This is a genomic window from Ruegeria sp. YTSA135 (assembly GCF_059610165.1).
Window position 1 is genome coordinate 498,752 of the sequence record NZ_JBXWNC010000001.1, and the last position, 20,777, is coordinate 519,528.

At 57.5% G+C, this 20,777-nt stretch carries 21 protein-coding genes; 15 read left to right on the plus strand and 6 right to left on the minus strand.

Translation table 11 applies throughout. The features are described 5' to 3' along the window. Positions 1-79 precede the first annotated feature (79 nt). From AC2FIT_RS02465 to selD, 7 genes are read left to right on the plus strand one after another with little or no spacing between them, the layout of a single operon-like run. Positions 80-2,947 carry a monovalent cation/H+ antiporter subunit A gene (locus tag AC2FIT_RS02465; protein ID WP_496826272.1) on the plus strand — a complete coding sequence of 956 codons (2,868 nt, stop codon included), beginning with the start codon at positions 80-82 and terminating at the stop codon, positions 2,945-2,947. After that, a complete protein-coding gene (locus tag AC2FIT_RS02470) occupies positions 2,947-3,306 on the plus strand; it encodes a Na+/H+ antiporter subunit C (protein WP_068332315.1) in 360 nt (119 codons plus the stop codon). Before AC2FIT_RS02465 ends, AC2FIT_RS02470 begins: the two co-directional genes overlap by 1 nt. Further along, complete coding sequence (locus tag AC2FIT_RS02475) at positions 3,303-4,844, plus strand: monovalent cation/H+ antiporter subunit D (RefSeq protein WP_224889415.1); 1,542 nt, start codon at positions 3,303-3,305, stop codon at positions 4,842-4,844. Before AC2FIT_RS02470 ends, AC2FIT_RS02475 begins: the two co-directional genes overlap by 4 nt. Continuing rightward, positions 4,844-5,341, plus strand: a complete 498-nt coding sequence (locus tag AC2FIT_RS02480) for a Na+/H+ antiporter subunit E (protein WP_496826515.1) — start codon at positions 4,844-4,846, stop codon at positions 5,339-5,341. Before AC2FIT_RS02475 ends, AC2FIT_RS02480 begins: the two co-directional genes overlap by 1 nt. Then, the gene (locus tag AC2FIT_RS02485) at positions 5,338-5,607 is read left to right on the plus strand and encodes a K+/H+ antiporter subunit F (protein WP_068332324.1); all 270 of its coding nucleotides are present in this window, start codon (positions 5,338-5,340) and stop codon (positions 5,605-5,607) included. Before AC2FIT_RS02480 ends, AC2FIT_RS02485 begins: the two co-directional genes overlap by 4 nt. A 7-nt stretch (positions 5,608-5,614) precedes the next feature. After that, positions 5,615-6,001, plus strand: coding sequence for a Na+/H+ antiporter subunit G (locus AC2FIT_RS02490; protein ID WP_496826275.1), 387 nt, complete (start codon positions 5,615-5,617; stop codon positions 5,999-6,001). A 6-nt stretch (positions 6,002-6,007) separates the two neighbouring features. After that, positions 6,008-8,167, plus strand: a complete 2,160-nt coding sequence (selD, locus tag AC2FIT_RS02495; protein ID WP_496826277.1) for a selenide, water dikinase SelD — start codon at positions 6,008-6,010, stop codon at positions 8,165-8,167. Here the strand turns inward: selD and mnmH are convergent. Together mnmH and AC2FIT_RS02505 are read right to left on the minus strand one after the other, a co-directional pair. Then, the gene (gene mnmH, locus AC2FIT_RS02500) at positions 8,158-9,210 is read right to left on the minus strand and encodes a tRNA 2-selenouridine(34) synthase MnmH (protein WP_496826279.1); all 1,053 of its coding nucleotides are present in this window, start codon (positions 9,208-9,210) and stop codon (positions 8,158-8,160) included. The two genes, selD and mnmH, sit on opposite strands and share 10 nt — an antisense overlap. A gap of 44 nt (positions 9,211-9,254) precedes the next feature. Beyond that, positions 9,255-9,920, minus strand: coding sequence for an SOS response-associated peptidase (locus AC2FIT_RS02505; RefSeq protein WP_496826281.1), 666 nt, complete (start codon positions 9,918-9,920; stop codon positions 9,255-9,257). Between the two features lie 55 nt (positions 9,921-9,975). Between AC2FIT_RS02505 and AC2FIT_RS02510 the strand changes: the two genes are divergently transcribed. Next, entirely contained in the window at positions 9,976-11,628 is a 1,653-nt protein-coding gene (locus AC2FIT_RS02510; RefSeq protein ID WP_496826283.1) for a tetratricopeptide repeat-containing sulfotransferase family protein, read from the plus strand. Positions 11,629-11,687: 59 nt separating this feature from the next. On the opposite strand, the gene AC2FIT_RS02515 is transcribed toward AC2FIT_RS02510, so the two are convergent. After that, on the minus strand, positions 11,688-13,265 hold the full coding sequence (locus AC2FIT_RS02515; RefSeq protein WP_496826285.1) for a bifunctional metallophosphatase/5'-nucleotidase: 1,578 nt from the start codon (positions 13,263-13,265) through the stop codon (positions 11,688-11,690). Positions 13,266-13,374: 109 nt separating this feature from the next. On the opposite strand from AC2FIT_RS02515, the gene AC2FIT_RS02520 reads away from it, so the two are divergent. The 4 genes from AC2FIT_RS02520 to arsC are packed head-to-tail and all read left to right on the plus strand — an operon-like array spanning position 13,375 to position 15,534. Next, positions 13,375-13,713 carry a DUF952 domain-containing protein gene (locus tag AC2FIT_RS02520; RefSeq protein WP_496826287.1) on the plus strand — a complete coding sequence of 113 codons (339 nt, stop codon included), beginning with the start codon at positions 13,375-13,377 and terminating at the stop codon, positions 13,711-13,713. Continuing rightward, on the plus strand, positions 13,710-14,141 hold the full coding sequence (locus tag AC2FIT_RS02525) for a DUF1330 domain-containing protein (RefSeq protein ID WP_496826289.1): 432 nt from the start codon (positions 13,710-13,712) through the stop codon (positions 14,139-14,141). Before AC2FIT_RS02520 ends, AC2FIT_RS02525 begins: the two co-directional genes overlap by 4 nt. Continuing rightward, the gene (locus AC2FIT_RS02530) at positions 14,138-15,196 is read left to right on the plus strand and encodes a quinone-dependent dihydroorotate dehydrogenase (protein ID WP_496826291.1); all 1,059 of its coding nucleotides are present in this window, start codon (positions 14,138-14,140) and stop codon (positions 15,194-15,196) included. The genes AC2FIT_RS02525 and AC2FIT_RS02530 overlap by 4 nt, the downstream gene beginning before the upstream one ends. Further along, the gene (gene arsC / locus AC2FIT_RS02535) at positions 15,193-15,534 is read left to right on the plus strand and encodes an arsenate reductase (glutaredoxin) (RefSeq protein WP_496826293.1); all 342 of its coding nucleotides are present in this window, start codon (positions 15,193-15,195) and stop codon (positions 15,532-15,534) included. Before AC2FIT_RS02530 ends, arsC begins: the two co-directional genes overlap by 4 nt. Here arsC and AC2FIT_RS02540 read toward each other — a convergent pair. The 3 genes from AC2FIT_RS02540 to AC2FIT_RS02550 are packed head-to-tail and all read right to left on the minus strand — an operon-like array spanning position 15,531 to position 17,791. Next, positions 15,531-16,847, minus strand: coding sequence for an MATE family efflux transporter (locus AC2FIT_RS02540; protein WP_496826295.1), 1,317 nt, complete (start codon positions 16,845-16,847; stop codon positions 15,531-15,533). The genes arsC and AC2FIT_RS02540 overlap by 4 nt on opposite strands. A gap of 6 nt (positions 16,848-16,853) precedes the next feature. Then, on the minus strand, positions 16,854-17,372 hold the full coding sequence (locus AC2FIT_RS02545; protein ID WP_496826297.1) for a PaaI family thioesterase: 519 nt from the start codon (positions 17,370-17,372) through the stop codon (positions 16,854-16,856). Next, the gene (locus AC2FIT_RS02550; RefSeq protein WP_496826299.1) at positions 17,372-17,791 is read right to left on the minus strand and encodes a PaaI family thioesterase; all 420 of its coding nucleotides are present in this window, start codon (positions 17,789-17,791) and stop codon (positions 17,372-17,374) included. Before AC2FIT_RS02550 ends, AC2FIT_RS02545 begins: the two co-directional genes overlap by 1 nt. A 113-nt stretch (positions 17,792-17,904) precedes the next feature. Here AC2FIT_RS02550 and AC2FIT_RS02555 point away from each other — a divergent pair, with 113 nt between their 5' ends. The 3 genes from AC2FIT_RS02555 (at position 17,905) to AC2FIT_RS02565 (ending at position 20,773) form a co-directional block, all read left to right on the plus strand. Then, the gene (locus AC2FIT_RS02555; protein ID WP_068332359.1) at positions 17,905-18,273 is read left to right on the plus strand and encodes a MerR family transcriptional regulator; all 369 of its coding nucleotides are present in this window, start codon (positions 17,905-17,907) and stop codon (positions 18,271-18,273) included. A 270-nt stretch (positions 18,274-18,543) separates the two neighbouring features. Then, the gene (locus tag AC2FIT_RS02560; RefSeq protein ID WP_068332361.1) at positions 18,544-18,945 is read left to right on the plus strand and encodes a MerR family transcriptional regulator; all 402 of its coding nucleotides are present in this window, start codon (positions 18,544-18,546) and stop codon (positions 18,943-18,945) included. Between the two features lie 46 nt (positions 18,946-18,991). Beyond that, entirely contained in the window at positions 18,992-20,773 is a 1,782-nt protein-coding gene (locus tag AC2FIT_RS02565; protein ID WP_496826302.1) for an acyl-CoA dehydrogenase C-terminal domain-containing protein, read from the plus strand. The last annotated feature ends 4 nt before the right edge of the window (positions 20,774-20,777 follow it).

A 20,777-nucleotide genomic window follows, 5' to 3' on the forward strand; every position in this document is an offset into this window, starting at 1 on the left:
ACCTTGCATTTTCTGAACAGTCATTAAATTATCCATTCTAAATCTATAACATTGACCGCACAGCCCCGGAGTATCGCAGTTGTCCCTATTCCTTATCGCGGCCCTTCCCTTCCTCGGAGCTGTACTACCAGCCCTGCTGATCCGGGCAGGTCGAAACGCAGCAGCCTCGGCCGCGGGGCTTACGACCTTTTTGGCCCTTATGGGTCTTTTGATCCACATACCGTCCGTCATGCGCGGAGATGTCGTGACCGCACGGTTCGAGTGGATACCTGCGCTGGGACTGAATGCGAATTTCATGCTGGACGGGCTTGGATTTCTGTTCGCGCTTCTGATCCTCGGGATCGGATTGCTAATTATCCTGTACGCTCGGTTCTACCTGTCTCGTGAAGACCCGATGGGGCAGTTCTACACCTATTTGCTGCTGTTCCAAGGTGCGATGGTCGGGATCGTTCTGTCGGACAATATTCTGCTTTTGCTTATTTTCTGGGAGCTTACCTCGCTCAGCTCATTCCTGCTGATCGGCTATTGGAAGCACCTGCCTGAAGGGCGGCAAGGCGCGCGAATGGCGTTGGCCGTAACCGGTGGTGGCGGGTTGGCGATGATTGCCGGGATGCTGATCCTTGGCAATATCGCAGGATCTTTTGACCTAAGTGTCATTTTGCAGAACAAAGAGCTGATTCAGGCATCGCCCTATTACTTGCCAGCCTTGATCCTGATCCTGCTGGGCTGTTTTACCAAATCTGCACAGTTCCCGTTTCACTTCTGGCTGCCGCACGCAATGGCAGCACCTACGCCTGTTTCGGCCTATCTGCATTCGGCAACGATGGTGAAGGCCGGACTGTTCCTGATGGCGCGGATGTGGCCGGTTCTGGCTGGGACGGACGCTTGGTTCTACATCGTGGCAACCACAGGCTTGATCACAATGCTGCTGGGCGCATGCATTGCCCTGTTCAAAGATGACCTAAAGGCGCTACTGGCGTTCTCGACCGTATCGCATCTGGGCCTTGTGACGATGCTGCTGGGTTTTGGCACGAAGTTCGCCGTTGTGGCGGCTGTGTTCCACATCATCAACCATGCAACCTTCAAAGCCGCGCTATTCATGACTGCCGGGATCGTGGATCACGAGACGGGCACCCGCGACATCAAACGTCTGGGCGGGCTGCGTCACCTGATGCCGTTAACTTTCACCATTGGCACCACTGCCGCCCTGTCAATGGCTGGCCTGCCACCGCTGAACGGGTTCCTGTCCAAGGAAATGATGTTGGAAGAGACGGTTCACACCACGTGGCTCAATTCGCATTACGTGGTACCCGGGCTGGCCCTGCTGTCAGCACTGTTCTCGGCGGCATATTCCTTCCGCTTTGTCAGCCACGTCTTCCTTGGACCGGAACGCACGGATTATCCCCATCATCCGCATGACCCGCCTGTTGGCTTATGGCTGGCCCCGGCTTTCCTGGTGGTGCTGGTTGTTCTGATCGGACTGTATTCGGCAGCCATCGTAGGACCGCTGGTTGCAGTTGTCTCTAGCGCCGTGCTTGGCGGGGCGGAACTGCCTTACTACTCGCTGAAACTGTGGCACGGCTTTACCCCGGCGCTTTACATGTCGGTCGTGGCCGTTGTCGGAGGTCTGGTCCTGCTGTCCCTGTATCGCCAAAGCAATGCCCTGTGGAACGCTCTGCCCCGACCCGAAGCCAAGGTTATCTTTGAGGCCATCATAGGCGCGCTGACCACACTCAGCCGTTGGATCACTGACACACTGCATAACGGCGTGCTCAGCCGATATGCTATCATCGTTGTCGCGTTTACCGTTGGACTTGGCTATTACGCCTACGCGTCAGGCACAATTAGCCCGGTAACACGCCAGCCACTGCCAGCTCCGCCTCTTCCTATTATCGGCTGGATATGTCTGGTCGGTGCGACGTTGGCGATCATGTGGTTCCACCGCAACCGCCTGCTGGCGCTGGTGCTGATCGGCGTGGTCGGTTTGATCGTCTCGATGGCGTTCAACTACCTGTCGGCACCGGATCTGGCGCTGACGCAGATTTCGGTCGAAGTGGTCACGATGATCCTGCTGCTGCTGTCGCTGAATTTCCTGCCCACAGATACCCCGCGGGACAGCAGCCCGGCGCGACGCTGGCGTGATGCGGCGATCTCGGTTGTGGCGGGTGTTGGTACCGGGGCCTTAATCTATGCCGTGATGCTGAGAGATTTTGCCTTCCCGACGATCTCGGACTTTCATCTGGCCAACTCGTACAAGGGGGGCGGTGGCACCAACGTCGTCAACGTGATCCTCGTGGACTTCCGGGGTTTTGACACCTTTGGCGAGATTATTGTTCTGGGCATCGCCGCCCTGATCATTTTTGCCCTGACCGAGTCCGTTCTAAGCACAAATGTTCGCGGTTATCTGCTGAACCGCAAGCCGCACTGGCCGCAGTCGGGGGATTCACATCCCCTGATGATGGTGGTAGCAACCCGAGTGATGATGCCGATCGCCCTGATGGTTGGCGCTTATATCTTTTTCCGCGGCCACAACCAGCCGGGTGGTGGCTTTATCGCAGGACTTGTCGTCGCAATCGCATTCCTGATGCAATACATGGCCAGCGGCTATACCTGGGCGATTGAGAGGCAACGGTTTTTCTACCATGGCACCATTGGCTGGGGTGTTCTTATCGCAGCTGCGACCGGGATCGGGGCATGGTTCAACGAACGCCCATTCCTGACCAGCGATTTTGGTTATATCCACTGGCCGCCGCTGGAAGAGTTCGAATGGGCCACCGCACTGCTGTTTGACACCGGTGTATTTCTTGCCGTGCTCGGCGCGGTGATGTTGGCGCTGGACAGCCTCTCGCGGCTGGCATGGCAACCCGGAATGGCACAAGAGTTCCCAATGGATATCAATCCGCTGAGGAACGACCCTAAAGTTGACGAATTGAAGGAGCAGGCCTGATGGAAGCGCTCGTTGCCTCTGCCGTAGGCGTCATGACCGCTGCGGGGATTTTCCTGATCCTGCGTCGCCGCACATTCCCGGTGATCCTGGGGCTTTCCCTGATCACATACGCCGTGAACGTGTTCCTGTTTGCTACCGGACGTCTTGCGTTGGATGCGCCCGCCGTTCTGAACAAATACGAAGAGGTTCCCTATACCGATCCTCTTCCGCAAGCGCTGGTCCTTACGGCAATCGTTATTTCTTTTGGAATGACGGCTGTGGTCGTGATGGTCGCGCTGTCTGCCTATCTGTCCTCGAAAGATGACCACATCGACATGACTGCTCAAGACAGCGTAGACGCGCCGGGAGAAGACGCATGAACCATTGGATCGTTGCGCCGATCGTCCTGCCCGCGATTCTGGCTCCGTTTATTATCATGGTGTTGCGGTATCACCTTGATCTTCAGCGCATCTTCTCGGTCGCGGGTGTTGTGGCCTTGCTGGGTATCGCGCTGACCATCACCGCGCAGGCCGCAGGCGGCGATATTCAGGTGTATGAGCTGGGCAATTGGCCCGCACCGTTCGGCATCGTTATGGTGCTGGACCGTCTGTCGGCAATGATGGTCCTGTTGACCGCGCTGATTGCCCTGCCGATTGTTCTCTATGCTATAGCATCGGGGTGGGATGATCGTGGCAAACACTTTCACGCCCTATTCCACTTTCAGCTTATGGGCGTCTGTGGTGCGTTCCTGACCGGCGACGCCTTTAACCTATTTGTGTTCTTCGAGGTGTTGCTGATTGCCTCTTACGGGCTGATGACCCACGGTGGCGGCTCGGTTCGGCTAAAGGCCGGAGTACAATATGTTGTTTACAACCTGATTGGCTCGACCCTCTTTCTGTTTGCGCTTGGTGTACTTTACGGTGTCACCGGCACGCTGAACATGGCGGATATGGCGGTTCGCGTGGCGGAACTACCTGCCGAGGATACCGCTTTGCTGCGTGTGGGTGCGGTGCTTTTGCTGCTGGTGTTCTGCATCAAGGCCGCCGTGTTGCCACTGCATTTCTGGCTGCCAGCCAGCTACGCAAACGCACCGCTGCCGGTGGCCGCGCTGTTTGCAATCATGACCAAAGTGGGCGCGTATTCCATCGTGCGGATGTACACGCTTGGGTTCGGTCCAGAGGTCGAAGCGACCCAAGGCCTTGTCGGGACATGGCTGCAACCCGCCGCTCTGCTCACACTCGCCGTTGGGGCAATCGGTATTCTTGGCGCGCAGCATATTGCACGGATGGTGGCGTTTTGCGCCATCGCTTCGATGGGTACCCTTCTGATCGCGATCTCATTGTTTACGGAAACTGCCACTGCTGCTGCGTTGTATTACATCTTTCATTCGACACTTGCGACGGCGTTGCTTTTCCTTGTGGCCGATCTGGTGATGGAGCGTCAGGGCGGCGCCATTGAACCAAAGGCTCCGATGCCCCAAAGCGGGCTTGTCTCTGCCCTGTTTTTCGTCGGTGCAATCGCGTTGGCGGGCATGCCCCCGCTGTCAGGCTTCATCGGCAAACTGCTTGTGCTGGACGCAGCGCGAGACGCCCCCGATGCGGGTGCGATCTGGGCTGTGATCCTCATCGGTTCGTTCATCACCATCGTCGGCTTGGCACGTGCAGGCACCATGATTTTCTGGAAAAGCCACGATGCCCAATACAATCCGGTCCCTAAGGTAGAAGGTGAAGAAGCCCTTGTCGCTGCCCCGCCCGAGCCAAACCCCGGATTGGCCTTTACAGCCGTGTTCGGCGCGGTTCTAGGCCTTGTGATGCTGACCCTGTTCGCTGGTCCTGCATTGAACTACGCTGGAAAAACAGCCGAGCAATTGTTTACACCCGAAGACTATATTTCGGCCGTTCTGGGAGGAGAAGAATGATGAGACTTCTGCACCGGATTTTCCCGCACCCTCACCTGACCTTCCTGCTGACAGTCGTGTGGGTTCTGCTGGCCAATAACGGGTCACTCAACTCGGTCGTGTTTGGCCTGCTGTTGGGGATCATCATTCCATTCATCACGCAGCCCTACTGGCCCGATCGCCCCAAGCTGCGCAACTGGCCGATGGTTGCTGAGTATATGCTGGTGGTCCTGTGGGATATCGTAATCGCCAACATCACCGTCGCCCGGATCATCCTGTTCAAACGCGACGCGGACCGTCAGCCCAACTGGGTCCGTATCCCACTGGAACTGCGCACGCCCGAGGCGATAACCGTTCTGGCCGGAACCATCACCATGACCCCTGGCACGGTCAGCTGCGATTTGTCCGCGCAAGGGCACAGCCTACTGGTCCACTGCCTGGATGCCCCCGACACAGACACGGTGCGCGACCAGATAAAAAACCGGTATGAACGTCGCCTGAAGGAGATATTCGAATGATCGAAGTTGCCATCTGGTTTGCTTTCGCCTGTTTTGGCGCAGCCATCATGCTGTGCCTGTGGCGGATCATTTCGGCTGAAGGTGTTGGCACGCGCGTTCTGGCGCTGGACACGATGGTGATCAACACCATCGCTCTTTTGATCCTCTACGGGCTTCACTTGGGAACCGAGGTCTTTTTTGAGGCCGCCATGATCATCGCCATGCTGGGTTTTGTCTCAACCGTGGCCTATGCGCGTTTCATGCTGCGCGGCAATATTATCGAGTGAGGGCGACATGGAATTTATCTTTGAACTGCTGATCGCCTTCTTTCTGGTCATCTCGGGCATTTTTGGCTTTGTCGGCTCGTACGGAATGATCAAGCTGAAAGACCCGATGTCGCGCCTGCATGCGCCGACCAAAGCAACAACGCTGGGTGTCGGCGGCGTTTTGCTCGCGTCGATCTGCCACTCGGTCTTGCTTGAGGGGAAGCTGTCCCTGCATGAGTTGCTGATTACCTTGTTCCTGTTTCTGACTGCACCGATCACGGCTCTGTTCATTGCCAAATGGCACATACACCGGCATGAAAAACCCGATGATCTGCCGAATGCCGGCGAGGATGAGCGTTGGGCCACCCACGCGGTTGAGCAGGTCGAAGACGTCCCAGACCACAGCAAGACCTGAGATTCCATGCATCACCCTCCGCTGTCCCTGACCCGTGATCTGGTTCTGATTGGCGGAGGTCATACGCACGCGTTGGTGCTGCGCAAGTGGGGTATGAACCCCCTACCCGGCGCGCGGGTAACGGTTATCAATCCTGGCCCTACAGCGCCCTATTCCGGGATGCTGCCCGGTTTCGTTGCGGGACATTACGAGCGCTACGAGCTGGACATTGATCTGGTGCGCCTGGCCCGTTTTGCAGGTGCTCGCGTTATCCTTGGGCCGGTTGAGGGCATCGACGCCGAACAGCGGCAGGTTCACGTGCCAGGAAGGCCGCCTGTTGAATTTGACGTGGCTTCGGTCAATGTGGGGATCACATCCGATATGCCTGCCCTGCCGGGCTTTGCCGAAAACGCGGTTCCGGCCAAACCGCTGGGGCCGTTTGCATCCCGTTGGGCAGACTATCAGAATGGCAGCGGCCCCGCCTCGGTTGCCGTGATTGGCGGCGGTGTCGCGGGGGTCGAGCTGGTGATGGCAATGGCCCACGCCCTGCGGTCCAAGGGCCGTGCGGCGCAGGTAACACTGATCGACAATGCCGATGCACTGACAGCAACAAAAGCCAAAGCAGCAGCAACGATCCGTCAGGCGATGACCGATCTAGGCATAGACGTGATCGAACAGACATCGATTGCGCGTATCGAGAAGGATCATATCATCCTTGAAACCGGCCAGCACGTTCCTGCTGCGTTCGTGACCGGTGCCGCCGGTGCCCGCCCGTATGACTGGGTTGCGGATACCGGGTTGGATTTGCAGGACGGCTACATCCGGGTGAATAGCTATCTTCAATCCAGCGAACCGGTCATCTTTGCCGCTGGGGATTGCGCCCATCTTTCAGAAAACCCACGCCCCAAGGCCGGGGTCTATGCGGTGCGTGAGGCTCCGGTTCTGTTCCACAACTTGCGGGCGGCTTTAGGGGCCGGGGAGATGCGGCGATACAAGCCGCAGAAAGACTATTTGAAGCTGATCTCGCTGGGCGGTAAATCCGCGCTGGCCGAAAGGTTTGGCACCTCGTTCAGCGGTCCGTTGATGTGGAAATGGAAAAACCATATCGACCAGAGCTTCATGAACAAGTTCCGCGATCTACCGGCAATGGCGCGCCCGGATTTGCCGCGTCACCATGCAGACGGGTTGCAAGAGGCATTGGGCAACAAGCCAATGTGCGGTGGCTGCGGGGCAAAGGTCGGACGCGGCGCGCTGCAATCCGTTCTGGGCTCCCTGCCCTCTCCAAACCGTAGCGATGTGATACCTTTGCCCACCGACGACGCGGCCTTGCTGACAACGGGTGGCGCGCGTCAGGTCATGACGTCTGACCATTTGCGCGGGTTTACGGATGATCCGGTGTTGATGACACGTATCGCTGCCGTACACGCGCTGGGGGATATTTGGGCCATGGGCGGCAGCCCGCAAGCGGCAACCGCGACGATCATCCTGCCACGCATGTCGCCCGATCTTCAGCGCCGCACCCTAGCCGAGATCATGGCCACCGCCGCAGAGGTGATGGGCGATGCAGGGGCCGCGATCGTGGGTGGTCACAGCTCGATGGGGGATGAGATGACCATCGGCTTTACCCTGACCGGCCTGTGCGAGACCGATCCGATTTTGCTGTCCGGCGCGCGCGCCGGCGACGCCTTGATCCTGACAAAGCCGCTGGGCAGCGGCGTGCTGATGGCCGCCGAGATGGCAGGTCAGGCAAACGGCGCCTGGGTTGCCAGCGCATTCCGGCAAATGGTCCAGCCCCAGGGTGAGGCGGCGCGCATTCTGGCCGGAGCGCACGCGATGACGGATGTCACCGGGTTTGGTCTTGCCGGGCATCTGCTGGGCATGTGCGAGGCGTCGGATTGCGGCGCTGTGCTGGATCTGGACGCGATCCCATTAATGACCGGCGCGCTGGAATTGTCTAATCGCGGTGTCAGATCCACGATTTTCGATGATAACCGCGCAATCGCGCCGGATCTGCGCACGGGCGGCAAAGCCGACTTGTTGTTCGACCCGCAAACCGCCGGAGGTCTGCTGGCTGCCGTTGCCACCGAACAGGGGCAGGCGCTGTGTGAAAAGCTGCGGGACGCGGGCTATCCGGCAAGTGTTGTTGGCCATGTAACCAGCAAACCTGGCCTGCGCCTTCAAAGCTGATCCAGAAATTGCCCTATCCGCACGGCGGCGTCATTCAGGCCCGCCTCATCCAAGGTGGGTATGTTCACCTGTGCGAGTATCTCTGCATTTTGAGAGCGGTTGGATTTTGAATATGACAGGTCGTAATGCTGTTCCATCAACGCCCGTGTCAGCGCCTGCTTATCCCCGGCGTCGATCAGGGCAAGCCAGCCGTCGACGACTGCTTGCCCGCGATGAACGCGCAGCAGAGACAGGCGTTCCCGCAGCCGATCCGCGTCTGACAGGATATCGTCATAGGCACTGGCCAGATAAGCGCTGCGTGCCGCAATCGGCGCTGATATCCAGATACGCGGCGCGGCGCGCAATGCTGTCCAAAGGCTTGGTGGCAGGATACGCGCACCGATCTTGGACGACTCGGCCTCGACCACAACCGGGTGCGCTGGATTTAAAGCGTTCAAAGCCGCGGCCAGAGCGGATTCGAACGCTTTCTGGCTGGGCTGACCGCCCGGCATCTCGCCCAAAAGCGAGCCTCGGTGATTGGCCAGCCCTTCAAGGTCAAGCACCTGCACATCGCGCGATTTCAGATGCCCCAACAAGTCGGTCTTGGCCGTACCCGTATACCCATCCAGCGCAACCAGCTTATACGGCAAGGGATCGTCGTAAAGGTATCGCTTCACCAGACGGCGATACGAGCGATAGCCGCCTTCGACGACTTCTGCCCGCCAGCCGATCTGTTGCAGCATCCAGGTAAATGACCCCGACCGCTGCCCGCCGCGCCAACAATAGACCAGAGGTTTCCAGCCGCCGTCATGATGCGACAGGCTGTGTTCGATATGATTGGCGGCATTTCGAAAAACCAAGGCCGCGCCCAGCTTACGCGCCAGAAACGGGCTTTCCTGCACATAGATGGTACCCACACGCGCGCGCTCTTCGTTGTCCAGAACCGGCAGGTTAATCGCGCCTGGCAAATGGTCTTCGGCATATTCGGCCGGGCTGCGCACGTCGATCACCGTGTCGAACGCGTGCGCATACAGGTTTTGCAGGTCAGCGAATTTCAGAGCCATTCAAACGGTCTATCCTGCGATCAATGGAATAGGAAGGTGCGCCGTTAGGCTGGGATCGGTTTAATCAGGTCAGGCCCGCTGGCGCGGTTCGAGTTCACCGCAGGGTCAACGCGGTAGAAATCCAAAACATCTTCGGCCCCGGGTTTCATCAAACGCGCGGCCCCCTTGCCAGCCTCACCCAGCCAAAGCGGCCAGTCGTCCTGATCGAGGATGAGTGGCATCCGATGGTGAATGGCGCTGAGATGGCGATTGGCTGGCGTTGTTACGATCGCGCAGGTGCCTTGGCGCGCGTCTGCAGCGCCCCAATCCTGCCAAACCCCCGCGAAGGCAATCGGCGCGCCGTCTTTTCGATGAATGTACCAGGGCAGACGCGAACCCTGTTCGGTCTTGGTCCATTCGTAGAACCCCGTCGCCACGATCAGGCACCGCCGGTCACGACAGGCCGCCCGGAATGCAGGCTTTTCCGCCAGCGTCTCGGCCCGTGCATTGATCAGCAATGGCCCTGCGGTCTCGGTCTTGTACCAATGCGGCAGAAATCCCCAGCGTAGGGGGTCCAGCCTGCGCCCGGTCTCTCCGCTTCGCACGACATGGACCTGATTTGTTGGGCATACGTTGAAGTTTGGAACGGATGGCAGCGTATTCGCTGGCCGCGCAGAAAACAGCTGCGCCATCGCGTCGTTGGGAAGGGTTATTGCAAACCGTCCGCACATGAGTAATGAACCATCAATAGTTGTTTCATAAAGGCACAGGGTGTCACGGGGTCTCATGCAGAATCAAACAGCGAAAACCCTTAAAGGCAAGGCAGTAGCGGCTTTGGACGCAGGCAAGCTGCAGCAGGCGTTGAAAAAAGCGCAGCTCGGCGCAAAGAAATTCCCCAATGACGCGGATTTTCACGCGATTTCGGGCTTTGTGCTGACCGAGATGAAGCAATACAAGAAGTCCATTCCTCACTTCGTTGAGGCGTCGCGGATGAAGCCCGACGATCCGCAATTCGTGGAAAATCTGGCCAACGCGCTGATGCAGACAGGGCAAATTACCAAAGCGCTGGAGTATATTGAGCAAAAGCTGGAAAAGTTCCCCAATAATCAGGAACTGAACCGCGTTCTGGATGAAATTCATCTCAAGGGCGACAACTGGCGCATGATGATCGAACATGCGAGCAAGAAGCTGGAAAATGAGCCCGATGACGTGAAACTGCTGGCCAAGCGCGCGCGGGCTTACGCAAAGATCGGGTTTGTCGAGGAAAACACGCGCGATATCGCCCGAGCGTTTGAACTGGCCCCGGATGATATAAAGATCGCCTTCCAAAAGTCTTTGAACCTTCACCAAAGCGGTGACAAGAACGGATCAAAAGACCTCTTGCAAAGCATTTTGCAGAAGGAACCGGGGCATATATCGGCCCTGCTGCAACTGTCGACGGTTGCCACCAAAGAGGACGCGCCACAGCTTTTAGACGCAGTTGAAACCGCAGTCTCAAACAGCGAGATTCAACATCACGAGCTGGCGTTTGCACAGGCACATCTGATCTCGAAGATCAGCGGGATGGATGCGGCGATGCCGGCGTTTGAGCAGGCCAATGCCCTTCAGCATGAGGGGAATCCCTATAACGTCGACGCCGAAGAGGAAAAGCTGAACAGGGTTATCGGCCTGTTCCCGGTGGATCAACCGATTCCCAGCTCGGGTATCAGCGACGTGCCGGTTCCGGTGTTTGTCGTGGGGCAACCCCGATCAGGCACGACATTGATGGAAATGATGCTCAGTTCGGCCCCGGATATCGCCGGCTGCGGGGAATTAACAATCGGGGCAGACCTTGCCCGCGAATATACGTCGCAAGGTAAAAGCTTTGGTTCGGAAGACGCAGCAAAATACGCAGAGGATTTCCGCAAGCTGATGCCGCCGATCCCCGACGGATCGGTCGCTTTTGTCGATAAGCTGCCGCATAACTATCAGATCATCGGCTTCCTTTTGTCTGCCTTCCCCAATGCAAAGATAATCAATATGTTGCGTGACCCGCGCGATGTTGGATTGTCCAAGTGGATCAGGCGGTTCCCGGCGGGTGGGATGCGGTATGCCTCGAACCTGTCGGCAATCGCGCATTCTGCGAATATGTACCGCCGTTACATTGCCCATTGGAATGCCGTCTTCCCGGGCCAAATTCTGACCGTTCCATATGAAAAACTGGTGGCCGATCCAAAGACCTACAGCCAGAACGTCGCCGAATTCTGTGATCTGGAATGGAGCGAGACCATGATGCACCCGGAAAAAAACACCAAACAGGTTCGAACAGCCAGTATCGATCAGGTGCGCAACAAAATTTCGACCAAATCAGTCGGCGGGTGGCAGAGCGTTTCCGAGCACCTTCAGCCCATGCTAGACGGTTTCGACCCAAAGCTCTGGCCGGAATACGATTTGGCGTAACTGGCAATGACGAAGGCCGCAACCAAAGTTGCGGCCTTTTTCTTTAACTTCGCGTGGGCTTATTTCTGCTTGATACGCCCGTCGACGTAAGGTTGGTAAGGCGCGTTTTGCGCCAGATACTCAGCCGTCACATCCGCCAGATCTGGTCCAAAATCATAGGCGTTTTTGTCTTCGCCTTCGAACATATGATAGCCGTCTCCACCGTTGCGGACATAGTTGTTCGTGACCACCAGATAGGTCGCCGCCGGATCAATCGGGACAAATCCGTCACCATCTGCCACCATGACCTCGGTAATCCGGCCTTCGTTCGGTGCAACCGAAGGGTCCCACGTGAACGTCATACCTGCAACTTGCGGAAAGCGGCCCTTGACCTCTTCGACCTGGCTGACGCCGTTTTCCAGTGCGTCAACAACGCCCTGACCGCTGATCTCGAAAGTTGACAAGGTGTTCTGGAAGGGTAGCACCGTCAGCACCTCACCCATTGTCACCTCACCCGAGTCAATCGAGGCCCGCAATCCGCCCGAGTTGGCGATGGCGATCTGTGCACCCTGATCGGCAACCCGTGCCAACATGGCATCAGCCACAAGATTGCCCATCTCACACTCCTGAACGCGGCAGATCGAACGGTCACCTTCGATCGAAGATGCGGCGCTGGCCACAACCTTGTTTCGGATTTCATCCAGTGGAACAGCAAGTTCGGCGATGCGATTCAGCGCGGCCTGATCCTCTGTCACGGTATTGTCCATGATCAACGGTTCACCGACGGCAGAGACGACATTGCCGTCATCATCAAAGGTCACGTTTAACTCACCCAGGAATTTGCCATAGGCATAGGCCTGCACAATCTGCACGTTGTTCACCACTGTTGGATACGGCCCTGCGGCCTTGTCGGATGTGTTCGACAGATAGGTGTTCGAGTGTCCGCCCACGATCACGTCTACCCCGGTGGTTTTCTGTGCAATGCGCCGGTCAACCCCAAAGCCCGAATGACTCAGTACGACGATCTTGTTCACGCCTTCCCCGGTAAGTTTGTTCACCTCGGCCTGGACTGCGGGCACCGGGTCAGAAAAACTGATATTCGGGCCGGGCGAGGCGATGTCGTGCGTATCTTCGGGCGTCAAACCGATTAGGCCGATCTTTTCGCCGCCCACCTCGATCACAGTGGATTTCTTGATCTTGTCGGTCAGCAGTTCCTCATCCGCTATATCCGCATTGGACATCAGCACAGGAAAATCCACGGAATCGATGAAACCGCGCAACACCTCGGGTCCGTCATCGAATTCGTGGTTGCCGACGGTCATCGCGTCATAGCCCAGCTTGTTCATGAACTCGGCCGCGACTTTGCCCTTGTAGTAGGTATAGAAAAGCGAGCCCTGAAACTGATCGCCCCCATCCACGAGGATTGAGTTTTCGGCCCGTCCGCGCGCCTCTTCCACCGCCGTCACAAGGCGTGCCGAACCACCGAAACACTTCCCCTCGGTGTTGTCTTCATCGCCGCAAGCACTGTCATATTTGTTGATAGGCTCAAAGCGCGAATGAAAATCGTTCGTATGCAGGATCGTCAATTTGTATTCGGCGGCGGCCATGCCTGCAGTCAGCCCCAGAACCGCGACTGACGCCAGAAAACGGGTGAACATCTTCATACTCCTTGTTTTTTGATTGGCGTGATGTTGCGCGCCCTGACAGGAAGAGTCAAAGGGGGAATACCACCTTGATTCTACCCATCTTGCGGGGCATCACGGCAGCATGCTGATTTACAAGATTTTCCGGTCCGGTGAATGGGCTGCGTTACAGGAACAAGGCGCGTCGGACGGCGCACCGATTGATATCGCTGACGGCTATGTTCACTTCTCGACCGCCGAACAAGCTGCCGAGACAGCCGCCAAGCATTTTGTCGGGGTCCAGGGGCTTACCCTGTCGGCCTGCGACGCGGATGCGATGGGCGACGATCTGAAATGGGAGGTTTCGCGCGGCGGTGCCCTGTTCCCTCATCTCTACCGCCAGATTCGGATGACCGATGTTGTCTGGTCGCGCCCCTTGCCCTTTGACGGGCAAGCCCATCGATTCCCAAAGGAGATGGAATGACCACTTTCATCGACCCCGACCGCGCCCAGTTCGAAGCGTTCAAATCGCTGGACCGCGACCATCCGATCGAAATGCTGAACCTTGTGAAGTTTCGTGAAAACGCCGAGTATCCGACCGGGCACGAACTGGCGGATGCCGGGCTGAGCGGAGCGCAGGCCTATCGAAAATACGGGTCCGAAACGGCCCCGATCATCGCCCGCCTAGGGGCGTCGATCCTGTGGCGCGGGGCATTTCAAACCACGCTGATCGGTCCACAGGATGAAACTTGGGATGCGGTCTTTATCGCCCGCTACCCAACGGCACACGCGTTCTTGGAAATGGTGACTGACTCGATCTATCAGGCCGCTGTCATTCACCGGCAGGCCGCAGTAGAAACCTCACGCCTGATCCGGTGTGCGCCGACAGAGGGTGGAGAGGCTTTCGGATGAAGCTGACTGAGAAACTAGGTCTTGCTGTCCTGCACAGAATGGACCCCGAAGCCGCCCATGGCATGTCGATCAAGGCATTGAAAGCCGGATTGGCCCCGATGCCGGGGGCAGTAACGTCGCGGCGCCTGAAAACAACCGTGGCAGGGCTGGATTTGTCCAATCCCGTTGGTCTGGCAGCAGGTTTTGACAAGAACGGGGAGGCTCTGGCGCCGTTATCCCGCACCGGCTTTGGCTTTATCGAAGTTGGTGCCGTCACGCCTCGCCCACAGCCCGGCAACCCCAAACCTCGCCTGTTCCGTCTGTCCGAGGACAAGGCCGCCATCAACCGCTTTGGCTTTAACAACGAAGGGATGGAGGCCATGGCCCTCCGTCTGGCCAGTCGCCCCAAAGACGCCGTGATTGGCCTGAACCTTGGTGCAAACAAGGACAGTGATGACCGCCCCGGTGATTTCGCCAAGGTGTTGGCCCGTTGCGCCGCGCATCTAGATTTCGCCACGGTCAATGTTTCTTCGCCCAACACCGAGAGACTGCGGGATTTACAAGGCAAGGCGGCGCTTGGCGCGCTGTTGGGCGGTGTGATTGAAACCCGAAACGACTTGCCCCGCCCCATCCCGATTTTTCTGAAAATCGCGCCTGACCTGTCCGAGGCCGAGCTGCAAGACATTGCCGATGTGGCGTTGGAAACCGGTGTGGACGCGGTGATCGCCACCAATACCACCCTCAGCCGCGACGGTCTGGTAAGCGCTCACAAGGGTGAAACAGGTGGTCTTTCCGGCGCTCCCCTTTTTGAAAAATCGACGCGGGTTCTTGCGCAGCTCAGTGCACTGACCGGGGGTAAAATCCCACTGATCGGTGTCGGTGGCATTAGCAGCGCACAACAGGCCTATGCCAAGATTTGCGCCGGGGCATCTGCCGTTCAGCTATATACCGCGCTGGTCTACGGGGGTATCTCATTGGCGGCTGAGATTGCTGAAGGGCTGGATGAACTTTTGGCGCGCGATGGGTTTAATTCTGTCGCGCAAGCTGTTGGAAGCAAAAGAGAGGACTGGATATGATCACGTACTGGCACAATCCCCGCTGTTCGAAATCCCGTACCGGGCTGGACCTGCTTGAGCAGAACGGCGCGCAAGTTGAGCTGCGCAAATACCTTGAGGATGCACCCTCGGTCGGTGAACTGCGCGAGGTGCTCAACAAACTTGGCATCGAACCAATCGACATGATGCGGACGGGGGAAAAGCGGTTCAAGGAACTGGGTCTGACCGAATCCTCACCGGCGGATGAATTGATTTCCGCAATGGCCGAGAACCCAATCCTGATTGAGCGCCCCCTTGCCATTGCAGGTGACAAAGCTGCCATCGGGCGTCCACCGGAAGAGTTGCTGTCGCTGCTTTAACCCACCTGCGCCTCAAGCCTTGGATAGCGCCAGCCCAAGGTAACACCGCGCGCGATGTTCAGCACCATCAGCGCGGCCCAAAGGCCATGGTTGCCCAGCGCCGGCACCAGAACAAACAAAGCGACCACGTAGATCGCAACCGACTGGATCATCGCGTCGCGCATGGCGCGGGTCCACGTGGCACCGATATAAATACCATCGAACATCCAACTGGTCACACCGATGATTGGCGCCAGCGCGACCCAGATCAAATATTCGCGCGCGGCGATGCGCACCTCGGATGAAGTCGTCATCACGTCGATCAAGACCGGCCCGGCAAAGAAGAATGCTGATCCCAGCAACACCGCGCCGCCTACCCCCCATTGCGATGTCATGATCGACGCACGCCGCACCCGATACCGGTCGCGCGCACCGACTGCACTGCCGACGAGCGCTTCGGCAGAAAAAGCGAACCCATCCAATGAAAACGCTGTGATTTCAAGAAATTGCAGCAACACCTGGTTGGCGGCGAGGTTCACATCCCCCAGATCCGATCCAACAAACAGAAACGTGGTGAACGAGCCGGTCAGCAAGACCGATCGGATCATGATATCGCCATTCACCTGCATCATCCGACGCAGCCGCGCCCCGTCGAATATGCGCGGCCAGTCGCGCCATTGGTTCCCACCGAACGCATTGCGACATAACCAAAGGCCCAGCGCCAGCCCGGTCCATTCGGCAATCAGAGTGGCGATTGCAACCCCCTCAACCCCCCAGCCAAGGCCCAGAACGAACCACAGGTTCAGCACGACATTCAGCCCGTTCATCCATACCTGCAAAACAAATACGCCCCGGGTCCGTTCAACCGCGATAAGCCAGCCCGTGACGGCATAAAGAGCAATCGTCGCTGGTGCGCCCCAAATACGGATCTGCAGGTAATCGCGCGTCAACGCTTCGACCTCGGGGCTCGCAGGCGACAGGGCAAACGCACCCAGGAACACCCACACCTGGACAAGGATAAACACCATCCCTGCCGAACCGCCCAAGAGCAGCCCGCGCATCAACAGCGCGCCAGTTTCCGCCGCATCACCGGCCCCGCGTGCCTGTGCCGCCAGGCCCGTCGTACCCATGCGCAGAAAACCAAAAATCCAGTAAATACTTGCCAGAATGACAGCACCCATTCCCACCGCTCCGATCGGTGCCGCCTGCCCCATCTGACCAACCACACCGGTATCGACCGCGCCCAGAATTGGGACTGTCGCGTTGGACAAAACGATCGGAATTGCGATCTTCAACACCCGTCTATGCGTAAGGGGTGCCGAGGTATCCTGCATCGCAGTCTACTCTTTTTTCGGATCGGATTGCGGCATCAGGAAATGCCCTGTGGCCTGCGCAATCGGGCGCGCGTGATTGTCCTGCCAGGCCTCAACCCGGACCGAAGCGTATCTGCGGCCAGACCGGCTGACGAAAGCCCGGGCATAGGCATCCCGAGGCAAGCCAGAGCGCAGGTAATCAACAGTGAAATCGACGGTTTTCGGGAACCGTATCGTTTCAGCCTCGAACAGGTCTTCAGGATCAATCTCACCGCTTTCGATACGGGGAAAGAAATACTCCCAACTCAGCGTAATCACAGCGGTGACTTCCAGGAATGCCGCCGTGACGCCCCCGTGCAGTGCGGGCAATAGCGGATTTCCAATCAGCTTATCGTCAAAGTTCAACACGCCTGTCAGCTCATCCCCGCGTCGGTCGAAGGTAATGTTGAGAAAGCGGATATAGGGCACCCCCTCGACAATCGCGTTCAGGGCCGCGTCACGGCGTTGCTTGACAACCTGCATGGGTTCGGGACGAAGGCGCGCCATCACAGCCCCTCCACCGTGAAGGCTCCTGCGGCGGTCGCCACCGGTCTGTCCCGATCATCGTCCATCGCAGTTGCACGGACAAAGGCGACGTTGCGGGTAATGTGATAGCAGATGGCGTGGGTCGTTATGTTTTGCCCCGGCGTTGCGGCGCGCATGTAGTCGATCCGCAGGTCTATCGTGGCCGTCGCGCCCGGGGCCGAGGGGTGGCTCATGACAGCAGCACCACAGCAGGTATCCAGCGCCGCGAAAACGGCCCCGCCGTGGATCACGCCGGTTCTGGGATCTCCGACCAGATCAGGGTTGTATGGCATGGTGATTTCAGCCTCACCTTCGCTGATTGTGGACAAGTTAAGCCCAAGCGCCTTGGCATGCGGGATCGCCTCAATGAACCGGCGCGCAATCGCTACTTTGTCGACCATGTGTATGTATCCCTTCGATTTCACCCTTTATGAGCCTGTGCCCAGCAAAAGAGCAAGGCCGCCTGTTGCGCTTGTCGCCACGACGCCCTAGTTTGCAGGCGAGGAGACCCGAAATGACTGACAACCGTTTGTCATTAAACGAGATGTGCGAAAAGTTCGATGTAACTAAGCGCACCTTGCGATATTATGAATATATCGAGTTGTTGAACCCCGAGCGCGAAGGCCGCACCCGTTACTATGGGCCACGTGAATGCGCGCGGATGAAATTGATCATGCGCGGACGGCTGTTTGGCTTTTCATTAGAAGAAATTCGTCAATGGCTGTTGATTTACGAAGATCAAGGGAACCGCGCTCAGATGGCCGAGTTCATCAAGCTGGCTGACCGGCAAATGCCGGAGCTGGAAAAACAGCGTCAGCAATTGGACGAGGCGATGGAAGAACTCCAACGCCTGCGCGAACAGACAGCTAAATCCCTTGGCTGATCCCTTTCGGGGTTAGAATACCGGTATCGCTTGCCTATCCGCCTGGGCTTTTGGCCCTGTCTGACGCTGTGTGTCGCTAAGCCATCCTTTAAAATTCCGTTACGTCACGCCTTGAACCGAAGGCAAACCGCATCTTGACGCAAGAGGAAGTTACGTAAACTTTCAGAGTGACGTAGCGTTTGCATTACGTGAACGTCATCTACGTGTTGTAACCTGCGCATCAACTGCGCACCTGACTGTTTAGACGCCAGTGACGAAAGTACTGAAACCATGACCGAAGATCTTATGACCATCCGTGAAATGTGCGAGACATATGATGTCACGCCGCGCACCTTGCGTTTTTACGAGGCCAAGGAGCTTTTGTTTCCAATCCGCGAGGGGCAGAAACGTCTGTTCACCAAACGTGACCGGGCGCGTCTCAAGCTGATCCTGCGCGGCAAGCGTTTCGGTTTTAGTCTGGAAGAGATCCGGCAGCTACTGGACCTGTACCATGTGGGCGACCAGCAAATGACCCAGATGACCCGGACCTTCGAAATCGCAAGGGAACGTCTGGCAGATATGGAAGCCCGCCGTGAAGAGCTGACCCAAGCCATTGACGATCTGAAAGAACAGCTGCGCTGGGGCGAGAAAGTCATCGCCTCGATGAAGAATGAGAAAAAGGCCGCTGAATAACCCTCACGGCCTTATCCCCGGACATCTGAATTTAAGGGAGCTTCAAATGCCCGTCTATAATGCGCCTACCAAAGACACTCAGTTCATTTTGCACAATGTTCTGAAAGTATCGGAATCTGACATTCCGGGATACAGCGAACTGGAGGCTGAATTCACTGGCGCCGTGCTTGAAGAAGCCGGCAAGGTCGCCACTAATGTTCTGCACCCGCTTAACGTTGTGGGTGACACCGAAGGGTGTCGGCTGGAAAATGGCATCGTGTACACGCCCACAGGATTCAAAGGTGCCTTCGAGCAGATGAAAGAAGGCGGCTGGACCGGTCTCGACATGCCCGAGGAATACGGTGGCCAGAACATGCCATACGTTATCGGCACCGCAGTGGGCGAGATGTTCTCGGCCGCGAACCAGGCCTTCACAATGTACCAGGGTCTGACGCACGGTGCCGCATCCGCCATTCTGGCGCACGGCACTGACGAGCAAAAGAACAAATACCTGCCCAATATGGTTAGCTGTGAATGGACCGGCACCATGAACCTGACCGAACCGCATTGTGGCACGGATCTGGGCCTGATGCGCACCAAGGCGGAACCGCAGGGTGATGGCAGCTACAAGATCACCGGCCAGAAAATCTTTATCTCATCCGGCGATCACGACATGGCCGACAACATCGTTCACCTGGTGCTGGCCAAGATCCCCGGCGGCCCCGAGGGCATCAAGGGCGTGTCGCTGTTCATCGTGCCCAAGTTCATCGTCAATGAAGATGGGTCTCTGGGTGAACGCAATGGTGTTTCGGTCGGCAAGATCGAAGAAAAAATGGGCATCCACGGAAACTCGACCTGCGTCATGAATTACGACGACTCCACAGGATGGCTGCTGGGCGAGGAACACAAGGGCATGCGCGCCATGTTCACAATGATGAACGAAGCGCGTCTGGGTGTGGGCATGCAGGGTTTGGCCCAAGCCGAGGCTGCGTTCCAGAACGCACTGGAATATGCCAAGGATCGGCTGCAGGGCCGCGATGTGACAGGTGTGAAAAACCCGGACGGCCCCGCCGACCCGCTGATCGTACATCCCGACATCCGCCGCAACCTGATGGATCAGAAAAGCTTTACCGAGGGCGCACGCGCGTTCATCCTTTGGGGTGCGACCATGATCGACAAGGCGCACAGGTCGAGTGACAAGGATGCGGATGGTCTGATCTCCTTGCTGACCCCGGTCATCAAGGGCTTCCTGACAGATCAGGGCTATGAAATGACCGTTCAGGCCCAGCAGGTTTATGGCGGGCATGGCTACATCGAAGAATGGGGCATGTCGCAATACACGCGCGACGCCCGGATCGCGATGATCTACGAAGGTGCAAACGGCGTTCAGGCGCTGGACCTTGTGGGTCGAAAACTGGCGCAGGACGGCGGCAAGCACGTCATGGCGTTCTTCGAAATGGTCAAAACCTTCTGCAAGGAAAACGGTGGCCAAAACGAAGCCTATGACAAGGCGTTTATCGAACCGTTGAAAGCTGCGTCGAAAGACCTGCAAGCCGCTGGCATGTACTTCATGCAGGAAGGTATGAAGAATCCGAACAACGCGCTGTCTGGCTCTTATGACTTCATGCATATGTTCGGCCATGTCTGCCTGGGCCTTATGTGGGCGCAAATGGCAAAAGCCGCGCAAGACGCTCTGGATGGCGGTGCCTCGGACACGGAGTTCTACGAGACCAAGATCAATACGGGCCGTTTCTACATGGCGCGTCGCCTGCCCGCCACGTCCATGCACCTTGCGCGCATTCAGACTGGCGCTGATACGGTCATGGCGCTTGAGGCAGCAAACTTCTGATCGC

What these genes read in the sequence shown, in the direction of transcription:
- AC2FIT_RS02530 (WP_496826291.1), top strand. Translation starts at nt 14,138, where the DNA reads ATGAAGCTGACTGAGAAACTAGGTCTTGCTGTCCTGCACAGAATGGAC.
- AC2FIT_RS02565 (WP_496826302.1), top strand. Translation starts at nt 18,992, where the DNA reads ATGCCCGTCTATAATGCGCCTACCAAAGACACTCAGTTCATTTTGCAC.
- AC2FIT_RS02545 (WP_496826297.1), bottom strand. Translation starts at nt 17,372, where the DNA reads ATGGCGCGCCTTCGTCCCGAACCCATGCAGGTTGTCAAGCAACGCCGT.
- AC2FIT_RS02555 (WP_068332359.1), top strand. Translation starts at nt 17,905, where the DNA reads ATGACTGACAACCGTTTGTCATTAAACGAGATGTGCGAAAAGTTCGAT.
- AC2FIT_RS02550 (WP_496826299.1), bottom strand. Translation starts at nt 17,791, where the DNA reads ATGGTCGACAAAGTAGCGATTGCGCGCCGGTTCATTGAGGCGATCCCG.
- AC2FIT_RS02540 (WP_496826295.1), bottom strand. Translation starts at nt 16,847, where the DNA reads ATGCAGGATACCTCGGCACCCCTTACGCATAGACGGGTGTTGAAGATC.
- AC2FIT_RS02490 (WP_496826275.1), top strand. Translation starts at nt 5,615, where the DNA reads ATGGAATTTATCTTTGAACTGCTGATCGCCTTCTTTCTGGTCATCTCG.
- AC2FIT_RS02520 (WP_496826287.1), top strand. Translation starts at nt 13,375, where the DNA reads ATGCTGATTTACAAGATTTTCCGGTCCGGTGAATGGGCTGCGTTACAG.
- selD (WP_496826277.1), top strand. Translation starts at nt 6,008, where the DNA reads ATGCATCACCCTCCGCTGTCCCTGACCCGTGATCTGGTTCTGATTGGC.
- arsC (WP_496826293.1), top strand. Translation starts at nt 15,193, where the DNA reads ATGATCACGTACTGGCACAATCCCCGCTGTTCGAAATCCCGTACCGGG.
- AC2FIT_RS02475 (WP_224889415.1), top strand. Translation starts at nt 3,303, where the DNA reads ATGAACCATTGGATCGTTGCGCCGATCGTCCTGCCCGCGATTCTGGCT.
- AC2FIT_RS02525 (WP_496826289.1), top strand. Translation starts at nt 13,710, where the DNA reads ATGACCACTTTCATCGACCCCGACCGCGCCCAGTTCGAAGCGTTCAAA.
- AC2FIT_RS02485 (WP_068332324.1), top strand. Translation starts at nt 5,338, where the DNA reads ATGATCGAAGTTGCCATCTGGTTTGCTTTCGCCTGTTTTGGCGCAGCC.
- AC2FIT_RS02510 (WP_496826283.1), top strand. Translation starts at nt 9,976, where the DNA reads ATGCAGAATCAAACAGCGAAAACCCTTAAAGGCAAGGCAGTAGCGGCT.
- mnmH (WP_496826279.1), bottom strand. Translation starts at nt 9,210, where the DNA reads ATGGCTCTGAAATTCGCTGACCTGCAAAACCTGTATGCGCACGCGTTC.
- AC2FIT_RS02470 (WP_068332315.1), top strand. Translation starts at nt 2,947, where the DNA reads ATGGAAGCGCTCGTTGCCTCTGCCGTAGGCGTCATGACCGCTGCGGGG.
- AC2FIT_RS02505 (WP_496826281.1), bottom strand. Translation starts at nt 9,920, where the DNA reads ATGTGCGGACGGTTTGCAATAACCCTTCCCAACGACGCGATGGCGCAG.
- AC2FIT_RS02560 (WP_068332361.1), top strand. Translation starts at nt 18,544, where the DNA reads ATGACCGAAGATCTTATGACCATCCGTGAAATGTGCGAGACATATGAT.
- AC2FIT_RS02515 (WP_496826285.1), bottom strand. Translation starts at nt 13,265, where the DNA reads ATGTTCACCCGTTTTCTGGCGTCAGTCGCGGTTCTGGGGCTGACTGCA.
- AC2FIT_RS02480 (WP_496826515.1), top strand. Translation starts at nt 4,844, where the DNA reads ATGAGACTTCTGCACCGGATTTTCCCGCACCCTCACCTGACCTTCCTG.